This is a genomic window from Streptomyces sp. SP18CS02 (genome assembly GCF_036322365.1).
In the GTDB taxonomy this organism is placed as follows: domain Bacteria; phylum Actinomycetota; class Actinomycetes; order Streptomycetales; family Streptomycetaceae; genus Streptomyces.
Genome location: NZ_JAQYXC010000281.1, coordinates 377,775 through 397,053 on the forward strand (window position 1 = coordinate 377,775; position 19,279 = coordinate 397,053).

17 protein-coding genes are annotated in these 19,279 nt (G+C 72.6%); 9 read left to right on the plus strand and 8 right to left on the minus strand.

All coding sequences use genetic code 11. The features are described from left to right. The first annotated feature begins 66 nt into the window (after positions 1-66). Complete coding sequence (locus tag PUR26_RS16750) at positions 67-1,704, plus strand: ABC-F family ATP-binding cassette domain-containing protein (RefSeq protein ID WP_329873174.1); 1,638 nt, start codon at positions 67-69, stop codon at positions 1,702-1,704. A 137-nt stretch (positions 1,705-1,841) separates the two neighbouring features. Here PUR26_RS16750 and PUR26_RS16755 read toward each other — a convergent pair whose 3' ends face one another. The 3 genes from PUR26_RS16755 to PUR26_RS16765 all read right to left on the minus strand — a co-directional run bounded on the left by PUR26_RS16755 (position 1,842) and on the right by PUR26_RS16765 (position 5,671). Beyond that, entirely contained in the window at positions 1,842-4,268 is a 2,427-nt protein-coding gene (locus PUR26_RS16755) for a Tex family protein (protein WP_329873234.1), read from the minus strand. A gap of 312 nt (positions 4,269-4,580) precedes the next feature. Then, positions 4,581-4,718 carry an LPFR motif small protein gene (locus PUR26_RS16760; protein ID WP_329873175.1) on the minus strand — a complete coding sequence of 46 codons (138 nt, stop codon included), beginning with the start codon at positions 4,716-4,718 and terminating at the stop codon, positions 4,581-4,583. Between the two features lie 89 nt (positions 4,719-4,807). Further along, positions 4,808-5,671, minus strand: a complete 864-nt coding sequence (locus tag PUR26_RS16765) for an SCO6745 family protein (protein WP_329873176.1) — start codon at positions 5,669-5,671, stop codon at positions 4,808-4,810. 165 nt (positions 5,672-5,836) lie between these two features. Here PUR26_RS16765 and PUR26_RS16770 point away from each other — a divergent pair, with 165 nt between their 5' ends. Then, the gene (locus PUR26_RS16770) at positions 5,837-6,799 is read left to right on the plus strand and encodes a GlxA family transcriptional regulator (protein WP_329873177.1); all 963 of its coding nucleotides are present in this window, start codon (positions 5,837-5,839) and stop codon (positions 6,797-6,799) included. Between the two features lie 121 nt (positions 6,800-6,920). On the opposite strand, the gene PUR26_RS16775 is transcribed toward PUR26_RS16770, so the two are convergent. Further along, a complete protein-coding gene (locus PUR26_RS16775; RefSeq protein ID WP_329873178.1) occupies positions 6,921-7,682 on the minus strand; it encodes an enoyl-CoA hydratase/isomerase family protein in 762 nt (253 codons plus the stop codon). 305 nt (positions 7,683-7,987) lie between these two features. On the opposite strand from PUR26_RS16775, the gene PUR26_RS16780 reads away from it, so the two are divergent. After that, positions 7,988-8,479, plus strand: a complete 492-nt coding sequence (locus PUR26_RS16780; protein WP_329873235.1) for an ATP-binding protein — start codon at positions 7,988-7,990, stop codon at positions 8,477-8,479. On the opposite strand, the gene idi is transcribed toward PUR26_RS16780, so the two are convergent. The 4 genes from idi to galE form a co-directional block, all read right to left on the minus strand. Beyond that, positions 8,445-9,038, minus strand: a complete 594-nt coding sequence (gene idi / locus PUR26_RS16785) for an isopentenyl-diphosphate Delta-isomerase (RefSeq protein WP_329873179.1) — start codon at positions 9,036-9,038, stop codon at positions 8,445-8,447. The two genes, PUR26_RS16780 and idi, sit on opposite strands and share 35 nt — an antisense overlap. Before the next feature lie 121 nt (positions 9,039-9,159). After that, positions 9,160-10,419 (minus strand): bifunctional class I SAM-dependent methyltransferase/N-acetyltransferase, encoded by a 1,260-nt coding sequence (locus tag PUR26_RS16790; RefSeq protein ID WP_329873180.1) that lies wholly within the window; start codon positions 10,417-10,419, stop codon positions 9,160-9,162. Positions 10,420-10,666: 247 nt separating this feature from the next. After that, positions 10,667-11,608 carry a cation diffusion facilitator family transporter gene (locus PUR26_RS16795; RefSeq protein WP_329873181.1) on the minus strand — a complete coding sequence of 314 codons (942 nt, stop codon included), beginning with the start codon at positions 11,606-11,608 and terminating at the stop codon, positions 10,667-10,669. Positions 11,609-11,753: 145 nt separating this feature from the next. Beyond that, positions 11,754-12,737: a UDP-glucose 4-epimerase GalE gene (galE, locus tag PUR26_RS16800; protein WP_329873182.1), complete on the minus strand. Its 984-nt coding sequence runs from the start codon at positions 12,735-12,737 to the stop codon at positions 11,754-11,756. Positions 12,738-13,042: 305 nt separating this feature from the next. Here galE and PUR26_RS16805 point away from each other — a divergent pair, with 305 nt between their 5' ends. The 6 genes from PUR26_RS16805 to PUR26_RS16830 all read left to right on the plus strand — a co-directional run bounded on the left by PUR26_RS16805 (position 13,043) and on the right by PUR26_RS16830 (position 19,228). Beyond that, positions 13,043-14,770: a DUF5941 domain-containing protein gene (locus PUR26_RS16805; RefSeq protein WP_329873236.1), complete on the plus strand. Its 1,728-nt coding sequence runs from the start codon at positions 13,043-13,045 to the stop codon at positions 14,768-14,770. Next, positions 14,767-15,501 (plus strand): phosphocholine cytidylyltransferase family protein, encoded by a 735-nt coding sequence (locus PUR26_RS16810; protein ID WP_329873183.1) that lies wholly within the window; start codon positions 14,767-14,769, stop codon positions 15,499-15,501. Before PUR26_RS16805 ends, PUR26_RS16810 begins: the two co-directional genes overlap by 4 nt. After that, positions 15,489-16,550 carry an iron-containing alcohol dehydrogenase family protein gene (locus PUR26_RS16815; protein ID WP_329873184.1) on the plus strand — a complete coding sequence of 354 codons (1,062 nt, stop codon included), beginning with the start codon at positions 15,489-15,491 and terminating at the stop codon, positions 16,548-16,550. The genes PUR26_RS16810 and PUR26_RS16815 overlap by 13 nt, the downstream gene beginning before the upstream one ends. Beyond that, positions 16,528-17,307: a CDP-alcohol phosphatidyltransferase family protein gene (locus tag PUR26_RS16820; protein ID WP_329873185.1), complete on the plus strand. Its 780-nt coding sequence runs from the start codon at positions 16,528-16,530 to the stop codon at positions 17,305-17,307. The genes PUR26_RS16815 and PUR26_RS16820 overlap by 23 nt, the downstream gene beginning before the upstream one ends. A 20-nt stretch (positions 17,308-17,327) precedes the next feature. Next, positions 17,328-18,200 carry a glycosyltransferase family 2 protein gene (locus tag PUR26_RS16825; RefSeq protein WP_329873237.1) on the plus strand — a complete coding sequence of 291 codons (873 nt, stop codon included), beginning with the start codon at positions 17,328-17,330 and terminating at the stop codon, positions 18,198-18,200. Positions 18,201-18,298: 98 nt separating this feature from the next. Continuing rightward, the gene (locus PUR26_RS16830; protein ID WP_329873186.1) at positions 18,299-19,228 is read left to right on the plus strand and encodes an ABC transporter permease; all 930 of its coding nucleotides are present in this window, start codon (positions 18,299-18,301) and stop codon (positions 19,226-19,228) included. Positions 19,229-19,279 lie beyond the last annotated feature (51 nt).

The window sequence follows — 19,279 nt, forward strand, 5'->3', positions numbered from 1 at the left end:
CGGCGGGGAGCCGGCCCGGCCCTGCGGGAACCCGCCGCCGCGGGCTCACCTAAAATGCGTGCCCTGATGACTGCAACCCTCGTCGCCAAGGACCTCGCCGCCGGCCACGGCGAACGCTCCCTCTTCTCCGGCCTCGACCTCGTCGTCGCGCCCGGGGACGTGATCGGCATCGTCGGCGTCAACGGCGCCGGAAAGTCCACCCTGCTCCGGCTGCTCGCCGGACTCGACAAGCCCGAGCAGGGCGAACTGCGCCTGTCGCCGCCCGGCGCGGCCGTCGGCCACCTCCCGCAGGAGCCGGAGCGCCGTGAGGGCGAGACCGTACGCGCCTTCCTGGCCCGCCGCACCGGCGTCGCCGCCGCCCAGGCCGCGATGGACGAAGCCACCCAGGCCCTGGTCGACGGCGCTCCGGGGGCCGACGACGCGTACGCCGACAGCCTGGAGCGCTGGCTGCACCTCGGCGGTGCCGACCTCGACGAGCGCGCGGAGGAGACCGCCGGTTCCCTCGGCCTCACCGTCGGGCTGGACCAGCCGATGGTCTCCCTCTCCGGCGGCCAGGCCGCCCGCGCAGGACTCGCCTCCCTGCTCCTGTCCCGGTATGACGTCTTCCTCCTCGACGAGCCGACCAACGACCTCGACCTGGACGGGCTCGAACGGCTGGAGACCTTCGTCAAGGGCCTGCGGGCCGGGACGGTCGTCATCAGCCATGACCGCGAGTTCCTCACCCGTACCGTCACCAAGGTCCTCGAACTGGACCTCGCCCAGCAGCAGATCACCCTCTACGGCGGCGGATACGAGGCCTATCTGGAGGAACGCGACACCGCCCGTCGGCACGCGCGCGAGGACTACGAGGAGTACGCCGACAAGAAGGCCGCCCTCGAAGGCCGCGCCCAGATGCAGCGCTCCTGGATGGACAAGGGCGTCAAGAACGCCCGCCGCAAGGCCACCGACAGCGACAAGCTCGGCCGCAAGTTCCGCAGCGAGGCGAGCGAGAAGCAGGCAGCCAAGGCCCGCCAGACGCAGCGCATGATCGAACGCCTCGACACGGTCGACGAACCCCGCAAGGAGTGGGAGCTGCGCATGGAGATCGCGGCGGCCCCGCGCTCCGGCTCGGTGGTGGCCACCCTGCGCGAGGCGCGGGTCCGCCGCGGTGACTTCCACTTCGGTCCGGCCTCGCTCCAGATCGACTGGGCCGACCGGGTCGCCATCACCGGAGCCAACGGTGCGGGCAAGTCCACCCTGCTGGCCGCCCTCCTCGGCCGCCTCCCCCTGGACGAGGGGCACGCCTCCCTCGGCTCCGGCGTGGTCGTCGGGGAGGTCGACCAGGCGCGCAGACTCTTCCTCGGCACGGAGACACTGCTGGACGCGTTCTGCGCGGCGGTGCCCGACACCGAACCGGCCGAAGTGCGGACCCTGCTGGCGAAGTTCGGGCTCAAGGCCGATCACGTCATGCGCCCGGCCACCACCCTCTCGCCGGGGGAGCGCACCCGGGCCGCGCTCGCGCTGCTGCAGGGGCGCGGTGTGAACCTGCTGGTCCTGGACGAGCCGACCAACCACCTCGACCTGCCGGCCATCGAGCAGCTGGAGTCGGCCCTGGAGTCGTACGCGGGGACGCTGCTGCTGGTCACCCACGACCGTCGCATGCTCGACGCGGTCAGCACGACCCGCCGTATCGAGGTCTTCGAAGGCGGGATCACCGAGCTCTGACCGGAGCGGCGGGCGGGCCCGGCGTCCGGGCCCGCCCCGCGTCCGGCCACGCGACCCGGTCGACGCACCGGCGGGAAAGCGACCGGCCGGGAGACGCGGGGCAGGTCGCCCGCGTCTCCCGGCCGTGACGGTGTCACTCAGCGGCGGCCCTTGCCGCCGCCGTCCAGCAGGCCCGCCTTGCGCAGGGCGTCCGCCATCACGCTGTTCGCGGGCGCCGGCGCCTGACGGCCGCCCCCGCCGCCCGCGCCGCCCCGGCGTTCGCCGGACGCGCCGCCGTTGCCCTGGCCGCGCCGTTCCCGGCCGCCCCCCGCACCGCCCTGGCGCTGCTGCGGCGGACGGCCTCCCTGGCCGCCGCGCTCCCGCTTCGGCGCCCCGCCGCCCGGCTGCCCGGCCGCCGCCTCGTCGTCCAGCCGCAGCGTCAGCGAGATCCGCTTGCGCGGGATGTCGATGTCCAGCACCTTCACCTTGACGACATCGCCCGGCTTCACGACATCGCGCGGGTCCTTGACGAAGCTCCGCGACATCGCCGACACGTGCACCAGCCCGTCCTGGTGCACACCGATGTCCACGAACGCCCCGAACGCCGCCACGTTGGTGACGACTCCCTCCAGGACCATCCCCGACTCCAGGTCGCCGAGCTTCTCGACGCCCTCCTTGAACGTGGCCGTCCTGAACGCGGGCCGCGGGTCACGTCCCGGTTTCTCCAGCTCGCGCAGGATGTCGGTGACCGTGGGAAGACCGAACGTGTCGTCCACGAAGTCGTCGGGCCGCAGCGACCGCAGCACCGAGGTGTTGCCGATCAGCGCCGCGACCTCGCCGTTCGAGGACTTCACCATCCGGCGCACCACCGGGTACGCCTCCGGGTGCACGCTGGACGCGTCCAGCGGGTCGTCGCCGCCCCGGATGCGGAGGAAGCCCGCGCACTGCTCGTACGCCTTCGGGCCGAGCCGCGCCACGTCCTTGAGCGCCTTGCGCGACCGGAAGGGGCCGTGGGCGTCCCGGTGCGCGACGATGTTCTCGGCGAGGCCCGCCCCGATGCCCGAGACCCGGGAGAGCAGCGGCGCCGACGCCGTGTTGACGTCCACGCCCACACCGTTCACGCAGTCCTCGACGACGGCGTCGAGCGACCGGGAGAGCTTCACCTCGGACAGGTCGTGCTGGTACTGGCCGACGCCGATCGACTTGGGGTCGATCTTCACCAGCTCGGCCAGCGGGTCCTGGAGCCGTCGGGCGATCGAGACGGCGCCGCGCAGCGACACGTCGAGGTCCGGCAGCTCCTGCGAGGCGAACGCGGACGCCGAGTACACGGAGGCACCCGCCTCCGACACCATCACCTTCGTGAGGTTCAGCTCCGGGTGCCTGGCGATGAGCTCGGCGGCCAGCTTGTCGGTCTCCCGGGACGCGGTGCCGTTGCCGATCGCGACCAGGTCGACCGCGTGCTCCTTCGCGAGCCGCGCCAGCGTGGCGAGCGACGCGTCCCACTTGTTGGCGGGCACGTGCGGGTGGATCGTGTCGGTCGCGACGACCTTGCCGGTCGCGTCGACGACGGCGACCTTCACACCCGTACGGAAACCGGGGTCGAGCCCCAGCGTCGCCCGCGTCCCGGCCGGCGCCGCCAGCAGCAGGTCCCGCAGGTTCGCCGCGAAGACCCGTACCGCCTCGTCCTCCGCCGCCGTGCGCAGCCGCATCCGCAGGTCGATACCGAGGTGCACCAGGATCCGGGTGCGCCACGCCCAGCGGACGGTGTCGCCCAGCCACTTGTCGCCGGGCCGGCCCCGGTCGGTGATACCGAACCTGCGGGCGATCATGCCCTCGTACGTCGACGGGCCCTCGACCGGCTCCTCGGGCTCCAGCACCAGGTCGAGGACGTCCTCCTTCTCCCCCCGGAGCATCGCCAGCACCCGGTGCGAGGGCAGCTCGGTGAACCCCTCGGCGAAGTCGAAGTAGTCGGCGAACTTGGCGCCTGCCTCCTCCTTGCCCTCCCGCACCTTGGCCGCCAGCCGCCCCTTGGTCCACATCCGCTCGCGCAGCTCGCCGATCAGGTCGGCGTCCTCCGAGAACCGCTCGGTGAGGATCGCCCGGGCGCCCTCCAGGGCGGAGGCGGCGTCCGCGACGCCCTTGTCCGCGTCGACGAACGCGGCGGCCGCCGCCAGCGGCTCCACCGACGGGTCGCCGAGCAGTCCCTCCGCCAGCGGTTCGAGACCGGCCTCGCGGGCGATCTGCGCCTTGGTGCGGCGCTTGGGCTTGAAGGGCAGATAGATGTCCTCCAGACGCGCCTTGGTGTCGGCAGCCCGGATCCGCTCCTCCAGCTCCTCGGTGAGCTTGCCCTGCTCGCGCACGGAGTCGAGGATCGCGCTCCGCCGCTCCTCCAGCTCCCGCAGATAGCGCAGCCGCTCCTCGAGCGTGCGCAGCTGCGCGTCGTCGAGCATCTCGGTCGCTTCCTTGCGGTAGCGCGCGATGAACGGCACGGTCGAACCGCCGTCCAGCAGCTCGACGGCCGCCTTCACCTGCCGCTCACGTACGCCGAGCTCCTCGGCGATCCTGCCTTCGATGGACGTCGTCACGGTGTCCAGACTCGCCTTCTCGTGCCTCAAGCTTGCGTCTGCATTGTGCCGCTTGACCGGGGGACATGTCGCGTCCCTGCCCCGTGGGTCCGACGCGGAAAGGGGCGGTCCGTGTCCCGGAGCCGGCTGCCGGCCGCGCCGGCCCGGGCGGCGGGGCGGAGGCCCGGGGCTCCCCGAACGACGGCTGCCGGACCGACACACGTCGGTCCGGCAGGCGAAAGCGGGCCGTCAGCCGGGGTGGGGCGGCCCCGAACGCGTCTCTCGGACACCTCGGGCCTCGGACACCCCGGCCGCGGACACCTCGGGCTCTTCTCAGGCCCCACGGGCCCGGGCGCGGCCGCCACTCCGGGAAGCACCGCCGAAGAGCTTGGCCAACAGCCTGAAGGGCAGGGTCACCACGGTGGCGACGGCGGAACCGACGGTGCGCAGGGCGTCCGCGATCGTACGCAAGGGAGTACCTCCTGGGACGACTTCGATGGCCGCCCTCCGGGTTGCCGGGGGGCTCACCGATAAACCCGCACCCCCGGCGCCCGTCCCGGTCACGCCTTGCCGGTGAGGCCCTCCGGGAACGCGCCGGCGCCCACCGCCGCGGCGGCGAACCCGCGCCCCAGCTCGGTGAGCCGCGCGACGCCCTCGGCACCGAGGTGGTCGTACGGGGCGGCGTCCAGCCGGTCCGTACGCTCCTCCAGCTCGGCGCGCAGAGCGGTGCCCGCCCCGGTCAGCTCGCCCGCCTCGTCCAGCAGCCCCCGCTCGCGCAGCCGGCCGGCCGCCGCGTCCCAGTCGGTCCGCTGCCAGCCGCGGGTGGACAGGACCCAGCGCGGCGCCATGCCCTCACCGGTCGCGGTGTGGCTGACCAGGGCCTCCAGCGGGTCGAGGCCGGCCGAGAGCAGCGCGACCAGGTGCCCGTCGCCCCGGTGCTCGCGCAGCAGCGTGGCGGCGTGCCAGTAGGCCAGGTGCGGCTGCTCGGGCACCGGCAGGTCGGCGTGTGCCGCGTACAGGGGCCGGGCGTGCCTGGTGCATCCCTCGGTGGCGCGCAGGGCCAGCCCGGCGGCCTCCGCCATCTCGGCCGACTCGACCACCTCGTCGCCGAGCAGACGCCGCAGCGTGACGTCGACGGCCCGCAGCCGCGCGGCCAGAACCGCCTCGGGGGAGGCGATGGCCCAGACGCCCGGGAGGTGACGGGCTATCAGCTCGTGGTTGAAGTTGTAGAAGGAGGCGGCGACGACGCCCGGCCCGACGGCGCCCATCGCCGCCGCGCGCCCCGCGAAGTAGGCGGCGCCGAAGTCCTCGATGCCCAGCTCACCGAGTTCCTTCAGGTAGTCCGGCGAGAAGTAGACCGTCGAGTGCAGCGGGTTGAGGGCGTTGTGGCAGCGGCGTCCGGCGCGCGGCGGCAGAGTCGTCATGGCGAGCAGGTTACCGACTGCTTGGTACGTTCATGGAGCCGGGGCCCGGCCCTCCCGGGCGGCCGTCGGAGGCCGCTCGATCCCGTGCGCACGGCCGCCGCCTGTGGCCGAAAAGGTGGCCTGGGCGGCATTGCGGACGTCCGCCCGGCCGCCAAGGATGAGGACATGACGCAGAGACCCGTACTCGTCGTCCTCTTCGACGGGGTGCAGAGCCTGGACGTCACCGGGCCGGTGGAGGTGTTCGCCGGCGCCGGCGGGGCCATCGGCGCACCCGACGCCTACCCGATCCGCACCGCCTCGCTCGACGGCGCACCGGTCCGTACGCACAGCGGCCTGACCCTCGTGCCCGACGGCCGCCTCGACGCCGCGGCCGCACCGCACACCCTGCTCGTCCCCGGCGGACTGGGCACCGAGCATCCCGATCCCCGGCTGATCGACTGGCTGCGGGGGAACGCGCCCCGCGCCGAGCGCATCGTCTCCGTCTGCACCGGTGCCGCGCTGCTCGCCGAGGCCGGACTGCTCGACGGCCACCGGGCGACGACCCACTGGGCCTTCTGCGACCGCCTGGCCCGCCGCCACCCGGCCGTGCGGGTCGACCCGGAGCCGATCTTCGTACGGGACGGAAAACTGGCGACCTCGGCCGGGGTCACCGCCGGGATCGACCTGGCCCTGGCCCTGGTCGAGGAGGACCTGGGCCGGGACGCGGCGCTCACCGTCGCCCGTCACCTCGTCGTGTTCCTGCGGCGCCCGGGCAACCAGGCCCAGTTCAGCGTCCAGCTGGCGGCTCAGACGGCTCGCCGTGAACCGCTGCGCGAGCTCCAGCAGTTCATCACCGAGCACCCGGGCGAAGACCTGTCCGTCGAGGCCCTGGCGGCCCGCGCCCGGCTCTCCCCGCGCCACTTCGCCCGGGCGTTCCAGGCGGAGACCGGCACCACACCGGGACGTTACGTCGACCGCGTCCGCCTCGAACACGCCCGGCGGCTGCTGGAGGACACCGGCGACGGCGTGCGGGAGGTGTCGCGGGCCTCCGGCTACGGCACGCCCGAGGCGATGCGCCGGGCCTTCGTCAAGGCGCTGGGCACCGCCCCCGCCGAGTACCGCCGCCGCTTCCACGCGCCCGTCGGCTGAGGCCCCGCCCGGCCGGTCGGGCCGTTGCCCCTGACATGACGTGACGTGACGTGACGTGACGTGACGTGACGTGGCGTGGCGCTCGGCCGGGGGGGCGCTCCTCTGCCGCCCGGGCGGGCGGTCAGGCGGGTTCGGCGCCGTACGTGAAACGGGGCGACCGGCGCTCCAGGAAGGCGGCGACCCCCTCCGCGGTGTCGCCGCTTCCGCGCGCCTGATCCGCCCAGTACCCGTCCCGGTCGGTACGCCCGGAGGCGAACTCCTTGGCGGCCTCCTGCGTCAGCAGCGAGCGGGACACCAGGACCCGCGCGAACTCCGCCACCCGCTCGTCCAGTCCGCCCCCGGCCACCACCTCGTCCACCAGGCCGGTGCGCAGCGCCCGCTCCGTACCGATCAACTCGCCCGAGAAGAGCAGGAACTTGGCCGCGGAGGGCCCCACCAGGGAGACCAGCCGCCGGGTGGAGGAGGCCGGGTAGACGATGCCGAGCTTCGCCGGGGTGACCCCGAACAGCGCGCCCTCCTCGGCGAACCGCAGATCGCAGGCCGCGGCCAGCTGGCTGCCGCCGCCCACGCAGTAGCCGCGCACGGCGGCGAGCGTCGGCTTCGGGAAGGCGGCCAGGGCCTCCTCCGCCCGCACGGCCAGCGCCTGCTGTTCGTCGCCCGGCTCGCTCAGCGTCGAGATGTCCGCCCCGGCGCAGAAGGTGGCACCGGCCCCGGTCAGGACCAGGGCCCGCACGGCGGGGTCGGCGGCCAGCTCGGCGAGCAACGCGGGAAACGCCCGCCACATGCCGGCGGTCATGGCGTTGCGCTTCGCGGGGTTGCTGATGACGAGGACGGCCACCCCGTCCACACCCTTGATGACGGTCCGCTCAAGCTGTGGCTCCATGGGCCGGATGCTACGGGAGGGCCGTCCGTACGGCCGGGGAGGGGGTGCCGCACCAGGAGGAGGTGCGGCGAGGCGCGGGTGACGGGACCGCTCCGTCGGCGGCCCTCCGGCTGCCGGCGCCGGTGGATGCCATCAAGCCGTCAGAATGAAGCCGGGATCGGTCGGCGGGCCGACGCCGGCCTACCGCCACGGTCAGAAGCCGTCGATACACGTCGACTTATGGACAGTGGCCCGGGTGGCGCCCCTTCACCCCAACACTCGATGACGTGGCGACAATCGAGTACGAGGGAAGCGGGAGCCGGGCCATGGACGGTGGCGGGAAAGCCCGGGTCCGGCCACCGTCGTACGAAGGCGTCTGGCGTTTCACCGCTCCGGCGGTCGACGCCTCCGTGCCGCGGTCCCGGCACGCGGTGCGAGACCTGCTGGACCGCCGGCACGTGCCGGCCGGCGACGACCTGGTCCAGGCGCTGCTGCTGATCGTCTCCGAGCTGGTGACGAACGCCGTGCGGCACGCCGCCCTGCTCTCGCCCGAGCTCGCGGTGGAAATCGCGATCGGCCGGGAGTGGATCCGGGTGTCCGTGGAGGACGAGCACCCCTACCGGCCCAAGGCGCTGGAGACCGACTGCGCCCGGACCGGGGGGCGTGGCCTGCTGCTGGTGCGGGAGGTCACGCGGGAGGCGGGCGGGGAGTGCGACGTCGAGCACACCGCGAGCGGTGGCAAGATCATCTGGGCCGCACTGCCCCTCGGGCCCGCCCCTGGGGTCACCAGCCCCCGGTCTCCCCTGTCAGCTCCTTGACGGCCGGACGCGCGGCGTCCAGCACGGTCATGAACCACGCGGAGAACGGGGCGGAGGCATGCCGCTCGGCCAGCTCGCGCGCCGTCACGAACGCCGTCTCCTCGACCTCCTGCGGGTCGGGCCGCAGGGTGGACTGCACCATTCCGACGAACAGGTGGTTGTACTCCTGCTCGACGAGACCCGATGCCGGGTCGGGGTGGTTGTAGCGGACCGTGCCCGCCTCGGCCAGCAGCGAGGGCGAGACCCCGAGCTCCTCGAAGGTCCGCCGGGCCGCCGCCGCGAACGGCGCCTCGCCCGGGTAGGGATGTCCGCAGCAGGTGTTCGACCAGACGCCGGGGGAGTGGTACTTGCCCAGCGCCCGGCGCTGGATGAGCAGCCGCCCCTCCTCGTCGAAGAGGAACACCGAGAACGCCCGGTGCAGCCGGCCGGGCGCCTGGTGGGCGGCCAGCTTCTCCGCGGTACCGATGGTGTTGCCGTGCTCGTCGACCAGTTCGAGCATGATCGACGGCTGGGTTCCGTTCGACGAGCTGTTCGCCGCGGTGGCTGGTGTGGTCGGCATAACCATCCTTCGCTTCGGTTCTCGGCCCTGTGGGGCACCCTCAGTCTGCCGTACAAAAGAGGCTTGTCGGCACACCATGGCCCCCGTCCGGTATGTCAGATCCGGCCGGGGGCCCGGCGGATCAGACGCCGAACGCGGACGGGTAACGGATCATGCCCCGGGGCACGGGCCCGGAACCGTCCATGACCAGCGCCATCATGGCCTCGTCCGGAACCTCGAACGGAGGTGCGATCCCGTGGCGCGAAGCCGGCGCGAAGCCGAACCGGGGGTAGTACTCAGGATGCCCGAGCACCAGTACGAGCTGCTCGCCGCTCAGCCGGGCCGCGTCGAGCGCCGCCCGGACGACGGCCTGCCCGGCCCCCTGGCGCTGGTACCCGGGAGCCACCGCCACCGGCGCCAGGGCGGCCGCCGGCCGGTCCCCGACCCGGCACCTGGTGATCAGCGCGTACGCCGCGACCGTGCCGTCCGCCGCTTCCGCGACGTACGACAGCCCGGGCAGCCAGGCCTGCGGATCGTCCCGCAGCGCGTCCACCAGCCGGGCCTCCTCCTCCGTGGGGAAGGCCGCCGCGTTGACCGCCCGCACGGCCGCGACGTCGGCCGCCGTCTCCGGGCGCGTCCGCCAGCGCGGGTCCGCCGCCCGCAGGACATGGCCGGTGTAGCCGTACTCCGTCCCGTAGGAGCGGCGCAGGCCGATCTCGGCCCTTGCCGCGGCGAGCGCCTCGGCCATGCCCGGCACGGCCGGATCGGCCCGGTCGGCGCGTTCCGCCAGCGGCCCGTAGTACTCCTCCCAGTCGCTCTCCGGCTGCGCGTAGGTCCCGAGGAGGTGGTAGCCCGCCGCGACGGCGACCGCGCTGTTCTCCCGGGTGGTGCGCAGCGCGTAGTGCTCCTCCCAGAAGGCCCGCGTCTGCGGTCCCGGCCGGTCGGTCGTCCACTCGCACTCGGTGACGACGAGTGCGCCGCCGGGGGCGAGCAGCCGGCGCCAGGCGCGCAGGGCGCGGTCGAAGCCGATCGAGTACGCCGAGCCCTCCGCCCAGACGAGGTCGAACGACCCGTCCGCGCAGGGCAGCTCGCCCATGTCGGCGTTGACCGTGCGGATGGAGTCGCCGAGCCCGCGGGCGTCGGCGGCCAGGCGCAGTTCCTCAAGGAACGGTTCGTGCAGGTCGACGGCGGTCACCCGGGCACCGGCCTCGGCGGCCAGCAGCAGGGCGGCGCGCCCCGGCCCGCAGCCCAGGTCGAGCACGCGCGGACGGGCCGGCAGCGGTCCCGCGAGGGACAGCAGTCGGCGGGTGGTGTCGTCGGAGCCGGGGCCCTGCCTCGGCAGCCCGTGGTGCAGGGCGAAGAACGCCTCGTACAGAGCGCTGTGCGCGTCGTTGTCGGACAACGTGGAAACCCTTGTGTGTGAGGGCTCCCGGCCGACATGCCGGATCAGGTCGGACGTACGAGATCAGTCGGACGAACGAGATCGCCGGTCAGCCGAGAACCCGGAAGCCGAAGTGAAAGCCGGTCCGGGGGCCGCACTGGGCGGCCGTCTGCGTGACGGTCATCGACCTCAGCTCCTCTCACGGGGTACGAGTGTGCGCCCGCGAGCCTAGCAGCGACGGGCCTCGGCGATCCCGGCCGGGGACGGCTCAGTGGCAGAGCTTCGCCTCGTGCTCGGCGTGTCCGGTGGGCTCCAGCTGGAACGTGCAGTGGCCGACGTCGAAGTGCGTCCCCAGGCATCCCTGGAGCTCGTGCAGCAGCTTCTCGTGCCCCACCGTGTCCAGCGCGTCCTGGTTTACCACCACATGGGCCGAGAGCACCGGCATCCCGGACGTGATCGTCCAGGCGTGCAGATCGTGCACGTCGTCCACGTGCGGCAGCGCCAGTATGTGCGCGCGCACCTCCGCCATGTCCACGCCCTTGGGCGCCGCCTCCAGCAGCACGTCGATCGTCTCCCGCAGCAGCTTCACCGTGCGCGGAACTATCATCAGCCCGATCACCAGGGACGCGATCGGGTCGGCCGCCTGCCAGCCGGTGGTCAGGATGACGCCGGCCGCCACCAGGACCGTCACCGAGCCGAGCGCGTCCGCGAGCACCTCCAGATAGGCACCCCGCACATTGAGGCTCTCCTGCTGCCCGCGTACCAGCAGGGAGAGGGAGACCATGTTGGCGACCAGGCCGAACAGCGCGAAGGCGATGGCCAGGCCGCCCTTGGTCTCCGCGGGGGTGATGAACCGCTGGACCGCCTCGAACAGCAGGAAACCGCCGACGCCCAACAACAGCACGCAGTTCGCCAGCGCGGCGAGTATCTCGGCCCGCGCGAACCCGAAGGTGCGGTTGCCCGAGGGCGGCCGGTTGGCGAAGTGGATCGCGAGCAGGGCCATCGCCAGGCCGACCGCGTCCGTCGCCATGTGCGCGGCGTCGGCGATCAGTGCCAGGGAGTCGGCGAGGAGGCCGCCGGCGATCTCCACCACCATGACGACGAGGGTGATCATGAGGGCCACCCGCAGCCGCCCCTTGTACGAGGCCGCCGCCGTACCGGTCGGCGGGGGCCCGCCGTGGCCATGCCCGTGGTCGTGCCCAGCCCCCATGGATTCCGCCTCCCGCTGATCGACGGCAACGTCCGTACGAGCGGCCAGTCAACTACGGGTGGGGGGTATCTGCAACCCGGCACTGAACACCGTTGTCATCTGCCCTGACCTGCGGTGATGTCCACAGGTCAGAGCCGTGCGACGATCAGTCGGCGATGGCTCCGGGGTGACGGAGGCACCAGCCTTCCCAGGCCGACTCGACCATCTCGCGTACCCCGAGGGAGGCCGTCCAGCCGAGTTCCTCGGTGATCCTGTCGACGGACGCGACGGCCTTGGCGGCGTCGCCCGGCCGGCGCGGCTCCACCACCGGCTCCATCGTGTGACCGGTGACCTCCGCGACGAGGTCGGCGAGCTCCCGCACCGAGACGCCCTCGCCCCGGCCGATGTTCACCGTCAGATCCCCGGCGCCGGTGCGCTCCGCCAGCCGGCGGGCGACGGCGAGGTGGGCCCCGGCCACGTCGGCGACATGGATGTAGTCGCGGACGCACGTGCCGTCCGGTGTCGGGTAGTCGGCGCCGAAGATCCGGGGGGCCTCACCCCGGGTGATCCGGTCGAAGAACATCGGGATGATGTTGAACACCCCGGTGTCCGCCAGTTCGGGCCGCGCGGCGCCCGCCACGTTGAAGTACCGCAGACAGGCGGTGGCGATCCCGTGGGCCCGGCCGGTGGCGCGTACCAGCCACTCGCCCGCGAGCTTGGTCTCGCCGTACGGGTTGATCGGCACCGCCGGGGCGTCCTCGCCGATCAGCTCCACGTCCGGCACGCCGTACACGGCGGCGGACGAGGAGAACAGGAACCGCTCCACCTTGGCGGCGACCACGGCCTCCAGCAGGACGGTCAGCCCGTGCACGTTCTCCCGGTAGTAGTGCAGCGGCTGGGCGACGGACTCGCCGACCTGCTTCTTCGCGGCCAGATGCACCACACCGGTGACCCCGTGCTCGCCGAGCGCGCGGTCCACCACCTCGCGGTCCGACACCGACCCCTGGACCAGGGCCATGCCGGCGGGCAGCCGCTCGCGGACGCCCGAGGACATCTCGTCGAGCACCACGACCCGCTCGCCGGCCTCCGCCATGGCTCGCGCCACGTGGGCCCCGATGTATCCAGCTCCGCCTGTGATCAGCCACGTCATGACGGTCAGCCTATGCCCTGGGCGGGCGCGGTTTGTGGGGCGAGGTGCCGATCGACGATGATGATCCCGGCGGGTCCTCCGTGCCCGGCCCGTGCCGTACGGGGCTGCCGGGGACCGCTGCGTTCTCCCCGTAAACCTCGGTGGACTTCCTCTTCCGTTCATCCGATAGCCTCTGCCGACGTGCCGCCGCCCGTGACCGGGCCGAGCCGCCGTGCACCAGCCCAGTCAGCGCCAAGGAGTGAGTTCGTCTGTCGACCGCCATCCTCACCGGTCCTCCGGTACCCGGATCGCCGCTCGAGGGCGACCTGCGGTCGCTGGGCTTCGAGGTCCGGATCGCCGCCGGCCCCGGGGAGACCGCCGAACTCCTCGCCGCCGTCCCGGCCGCCGAGCGCGTGGCCGTCGTCGACCCGCGCTTCGTGGGTCACGTCCACGCGCTGCGGCTGACCCTGACCGACCCGCGCTTCCCCGCGGCCTCGTCCCCGGGCGCGCTGACCGTCCAGCCCGAGGCCCGGCCCGCGCTCACCCGTGCGCTGGCCGGCACGGCCGCCGTCAGCACCGACGCGCTCGCCGAGACGCTGGACGCCGACGGTGTCGCCGTGCACCGCCCCGAGCTCGGCTCGCTCGTTGCCGCCGTGCCCACGGACCCGCAGGCCCGCAAGGAGACCCGGGACGCCGTCGAGGCCGTCGACGACGAAGCCGTGCGCCTGCGCTCCGCGGTGAAGGCCCGTGACGGCTTCTTCACCACGTACTGCATCAGCCCGTACTCCCGTTACATCGCCCGCTGGTGCGCCCGCCGCGGTCTCACCCCCAACCAGGTCACCACCGCTTCGCTGGTCACCGCGCTCGTCGCGGCCGGCTGCGCGGCCACCGGCACCCGCGCCGGATACGTCGCCGCGGGCCTGCTGCTCCTCTTCTCCTTCGTCCTGGACTGCACCGACGGGCAGCTCGCCCGCTACTCGCTGCAGTACTCGACGATGGGCGCCTGGCTGGACGCGACCTTCGACCGGGCAAAGGAGTACGCCTACTACGCGGGCCTCGCCCTCGGCGCCGCGCGCGGCGGGGACGACGTATGGGCCCTGGCCCTCGGCGCGATGGTCCTCCAGACCTGCCGGCACGTCGTGGACTTCTCCTTCAACGAGGCGAACCACGACGCGACGGCCAACACGAGCCCCACCGCCGCGCTCTCCGACAAGCTGGACGCCAAGGGCTGGACCGTCTGGGTCCGCCGGATGATAGTCCTGCCCATCGGGGAACGCTGGGCCATGATCGCCGTCCTGACGGCCCTCACCACGCCCCGCGTCGTCTTCTACGCCCTGCTCATCGGCTGCGCCTTCGCCGCCTGCTACACCACCGCCGGCCGCCTGCTCCGCTCGCTGACCCGCAAGGCCCGCCGGACGGACCGGGCCGCCCAGGCCCTCGCCGACCTCGCCGACTCCGGCCCCCTCGCCCAGGGCTTCGCCGCCGCTTTCGCGAAGGCCGCGCGCGCCCTGCCCGGGTTCGCACCCCTCGCCCTGGCCGTGGCCGGCGCCGCGGCCGTCGTCGCCACCGCCGCCCTCGCGCCCTTCGGCGGCCCCTGGCCCGTGGTCGCCGCCCTGGTCTACGCACTGACCTCGGGGATCGCCGTGGCCCGCCCCCTCAAGGGCGCGCTCGACTGGCTCGTCCCGCCCGTCTTCCGGGCCGCCGAGTACGTCACGATCCTGGTCCTCGCCGCCCGCTCGGACCTCCCGCAGGCCCTCCCGGCGGCTTTCGGCCTGGTCGCGGCAGTCGCCTACCATCACTACGACACGGTGTACCGCATCCGCGGTGGCACCGGCGCGCCGCCCGTGTGGCTGGTGCGGACGATCGGCGGGCACGAGGGGCGGACGCTGGTGGTGGCGGTCCTCGCCGCCGTCACGGCGACGCGGGGCGACGGCTTCACCCTCGCCCTCACCGCGCTCGCGGTGGCCGTGGCCCTGGTCGTGCTCGTGGAGTCCATCCGTTTCTGGGTGTCCTCCGGAGCGCCCGCAGTACACGACGAAGGAGAACCAGCATGATCGGCCTCGTACTGGCAGCCGGTGCCGGACGGCGTCTGCGCCCCTACACCGACACGCTCCCGAAGGCCCTCGTGCCCGTGGACGGCGACACCACCGTCCTCGACCTGACCCTCGGCAACTTCGCCGAGGTCGGCCTCACCGAGGTCGCCATCGTCGTCGGCTACCGCAAGGAGGCCGTGTACGAGCGCAAGGCGGCCCTGGAGGCGAAGTACGGCCTGCGCCTCACCCTGATCGACAACGACAAGGCCGAGGAGTGGAACAACGCCTACTCCCTGTGGTGCGCCCGTGACGTCCTGAAGCAGGGTGTCATCCTCGCCAACGGCGACACGGTGCACCCGGTCTCCGTCGAGAAGACCCTGCTCGCGGCCCGTGGCGACGGGCGGCGGATCATCCTCGCCCTCGACACGGTGAAGTCCCTCGCCGACGAGGAGATGAAGGTCATCACCGATGCCCGGGGCGTCCGGTCCATCACCAAGCTGATGGACCCGGCGACCGCCACCGGCGAGTACATCGGTGTCACGCTCATCGAGCCCGAGGCCGCCGAGGACCTCGCCGACGCGCTGAAGGCCACCTTCGAGCGCGACCCGGACCTCTACTACGAGGACGGCTACCAGGAGCTGGTGAACCGCGGCTTCCAGATCGACGTGGAGCCCATCGGCGACGTCAGGTGGGTCGAGATCGACAACCACGACGACCTCGCGAAGGGCCGTGGGATCGCGTGCCTGTACTGACCCGGCTCATCCCCTCGCCGGTCGTCGTCGACATCAGCCGCGGGGCGATGGACGACCTGGCCGGCCTCCTGGCCGACCAGCGGATCTCCGCCTCCGGCAAGCTCGCCATCGCCATCAGCAACGGCTCCGGCCAGGCACTGCGCGAGAAGCTCGCGCCGGTGCTGCCGGACGCCGACTGGTACCCGGTGGCCGACGGGAGCATCGACTCCGCCGTCCGGCTCGCCGACGCGATCAAGGGCAAGCGGTACGACGCCGTCGTGGGACTGGGCGGCGGCAAGATCATCGACGTGGCGAAGTACGCCGCGGCGCGGATCGGCGTGCCCATGGTCTCCGTCGCGACGAACCTCTCGCACGACGGGATCTGCTCGCCGGTCTCCACCCTCGACAACGACAACGGCCGCGGCTCCTACGGCGTCCCCTCGCCGATCGCCATGGTCATCGACCTCGACGTGATCCGGGACGCCCCCGAGCGGTTCGTCCGTTCCGGCATCGGGGACGCGATCTCCAACATCTCGTCCATCGCCGACTGGGAACTCTCCCACCGGCACACGGGCGAGCAGGTCGACGGTCTGGCCGCCGCCATGGCCCGCACGGCGGGCGAGTCGGTGCTCCGCCACCCCGGGACCGTCGCGGACGACGAGTTCCTCATCGTGCTCGCCGAAGCCCTCGTGCTGACCGGCATCGCCATGTCGATCAGCGGCGACACCCGCCCCGCCTCGGGCGCGTGCCACGAGATCTCGCACGCCTTCGACCTGCTCCACCCGGCCCGCTCCGCGCTCCACGGCGAGCAGGTCGGCCTCGGGGCCGCCTTCGCCATGCACCTGCGCGGCGCCCGCGAGCAGTCGGGACTCTTCGCCGAGGTACTCCGCCGGCACGGTCTGCCGGTGCTGCCCGAGGAGATCGGGTTCAGTGCCGAGGAGTTCGTCGAGGCGGTGGCGTACGCCCCGCAGACCCGCCCCGGACGCTTCACCATCCTTGAGCACCTCGACCTCACCCACGACCAGATCAGGGACGCGTACGCCGACTATGCCAAGACCATCCGTAGCTGAACTCCGCCCCGTCGTTCACCCGGCGGGTGTCAAGGACCGGCGCAGCGGCGAGCACTGGGGCGGCCGCCTGTACATGCGTGAGATCTCCCTGCGCATCACCCGCCGCCTGGTCACCACCAAGGTCACGCCGAACCAGCTGACCTACCTGATGACCCTCTGCGGCGTCCTCGCCGCCCCGGCCCTCCTGGTGCCGGGCGTCTGGGGTGCCGTCCTGGGCGTCGTCGCGGTCCAGCTCTACCTGCTGCTCGACTGCGTCGACGGCGAGGTGGCCCGCTGGAAGAAGCAGTTCTCGCTCTCCGGGGTGTATCTGGACCGGGTCGGCGCGTACCTGTGCGACGCGGCGGTCCTGGTCGGCTTCGGCCTGCGCGCCGCCGACCTGTGGGGCTCCGGGCGGATCGACTGGCTGTGGGCCTTTCTCGGTACCCTCGCCGCGCTGGGCGCGATCCTGATCAAGGCGGAGACCGACCTGGTCGGCGTCGCCCGGCACCAGGGCGGCCTGCCGCCGGTCAAGGACGCGGCGGCCGAGCCCCGCTCGTCCGGTGTGGCCCTCGCCCGCAGGGCCGCCGCCGCGCTCAAGTTCCACCGGCTGGTCCTCGGCATCGAGGCGTCCCTCCTCATCCTGGTGCTGGCCGTCCTGGACACCGTCCGCGGTGACCTCTTCTTCTCCCGCCTCGGCGTCGCCGTGCTGGCCGGCATCGCGCTGCTCCAGACCGTGCTGCACCTGGTGTCGATCCTCGCGTCGAGCAGGCTGAAGTGAGCGCGGCCATGACTCCTCCGATGAAGCTGGGCGCCGTCATCATCACGATGGGCAACCGCCCCGACGACCTGCGCGCCCTGATCGACTCGGTCGCCAAGCAGGACGGCGACCCGGTCGAGGTGGTCGTCGTCGGCAACGGCGCCCCGGTGACGGGCGTCCCCGAGGGCGTGCGCACCGTCGACCTCCCCGAGAACCTGGGCATCCCCGGCGGCCGCAACGTCGGCATCGAGGCGTTCGGCCCCGGCGGCACCGACGTGGACGTCCTGCTGTTCCTGGACGACGACGGTCTGCTGGCCCGCACGGACACCGCCGAGCTGGTCCGCCAGGCGTTCACGGCCGACCCGGAGCTGGGCATCATCAGCTTCCGGATCGCCGACCCCGACACCGGTGCGACCCAGCGCCGGCACGTGCCCCGGCTGCGCGCCTCCGACCCGATGCGCTCCTCACGGGTGACCACCTTCCTCGGCGGCGCCAACGCCGTCCGTACGAAGGTCATCGCCGAGGTCGGACCGCTGCCCGGCGAGTTCTTCTACGCCCACGAGGAGACGGATCTCGCCTGGCGGGCGCTCGACGCCGGCTGGATGATCGACTACCGCTCCGACATGGTGCTGCTCCACCCGACGACGGCGCCGTCCCGGCACGCCGTGTACCACCGGATGGTCGCCCGCAACCGGGTCTGGCTGGCCCGGCGCAACCTGCCCGCCCCCCTGGTACCGCTCTACCTGGGCGTCTGGCTGCTGCTCACCCTGGCCCGGCGCCCCTCGGGGCCCGCGCTGAAGGCGTGGTTCGGCGGCTTCAAGGAGGGCTGGACGAGCCCGTGCGGACCCAGGCGGCCGATGAGGTGGCGTACGGTGTGGCGCCTGACACGACTGGGCCGCCCTCCTGTCATCTGACACGCTGGGATCTGAGAGCATCGGGCATGTTCGGGACCTGGCCGCCACCTGACCCGCGCCCCATCTGCCGCGCATCTTGAACACGAAAGTTTCAACTTGTGAGTGAGACAACCCATGCCGGAGCGATCGCCGTGAGCGCCCCGCCATCTCCCGACGACGGTCTGTCCCCGGCGGAACTGGCCGCCAAGTACAACCTCACGGTGAGCGGTGCCCGGCCGAGTCTGGCCGAGTACGTCCGGCAGCTGTGGGGGCGGCGCCACTTCATCCTGGCCTTCTCGCAGGCCAAGCTCACGGCCCAGTACAGCCAGGCCAAGCTCGGCCAGCTGTGGCAGGTGGCGACGCCGCTGCTCAACGCCGCGGTCTACTTCCTGATCTTCGGGCTGATCCTGAACGCCAGCAAGGGGATGCCCAAGGAGGTCTACATCCCGTTCCTGGTGACCGGTGTCTTCGTGTTCACCTTCACCCAGACCTCGGTGATGTCGGGCGTCCGCTCCATCGCGGGCAATCTCGGCCTGGTGCGCGCCCTGCACTTCCCGCGCGCCTCGCTGCCCATCTCGTTCGCGCTCCAGCAGCTCCAGCAGCTGATGTTCTCGATGCTGGTGCTGGTGCTGATCGTGGTGGCGTTCGGCAGCTACCCGTCGCTGAGCTGGCTGCTGGTCCTGCCGGCCCTGGCGCTGCAGTTCGTCTTCAACATCGGCCTCGCCCTGATCATGGCCCGGCTGGGCAGCAAGACCCCCGACCTCGCCCAGCTGATGCCCTTCATCATGAGGACCTGGCTGTACGCGTCGGGTGTCATGTTCTCCATCCCGGTGATGCTCAAGGACAAGCCGGCCTGGATCGCCGACGTGCTGATGTACAACCCGGCGGCGATCTACATGGACCTCATCCGCTTCGCGCTGATCGACGGCTACAGCTCCGACAACCTGCCCGCCCACGTCTGGTTCGCCGGACTCCTCTGGGCGGTCCTCGTCGGCTTCGCGGGCTTCGTGTACTTCTGGAAGGCAGAGGACCGGTACGGCCGTGGCTGAGGACACCAACGACACCACCCCCGCCGTCGACGAGACGGTCACCGCGGACGG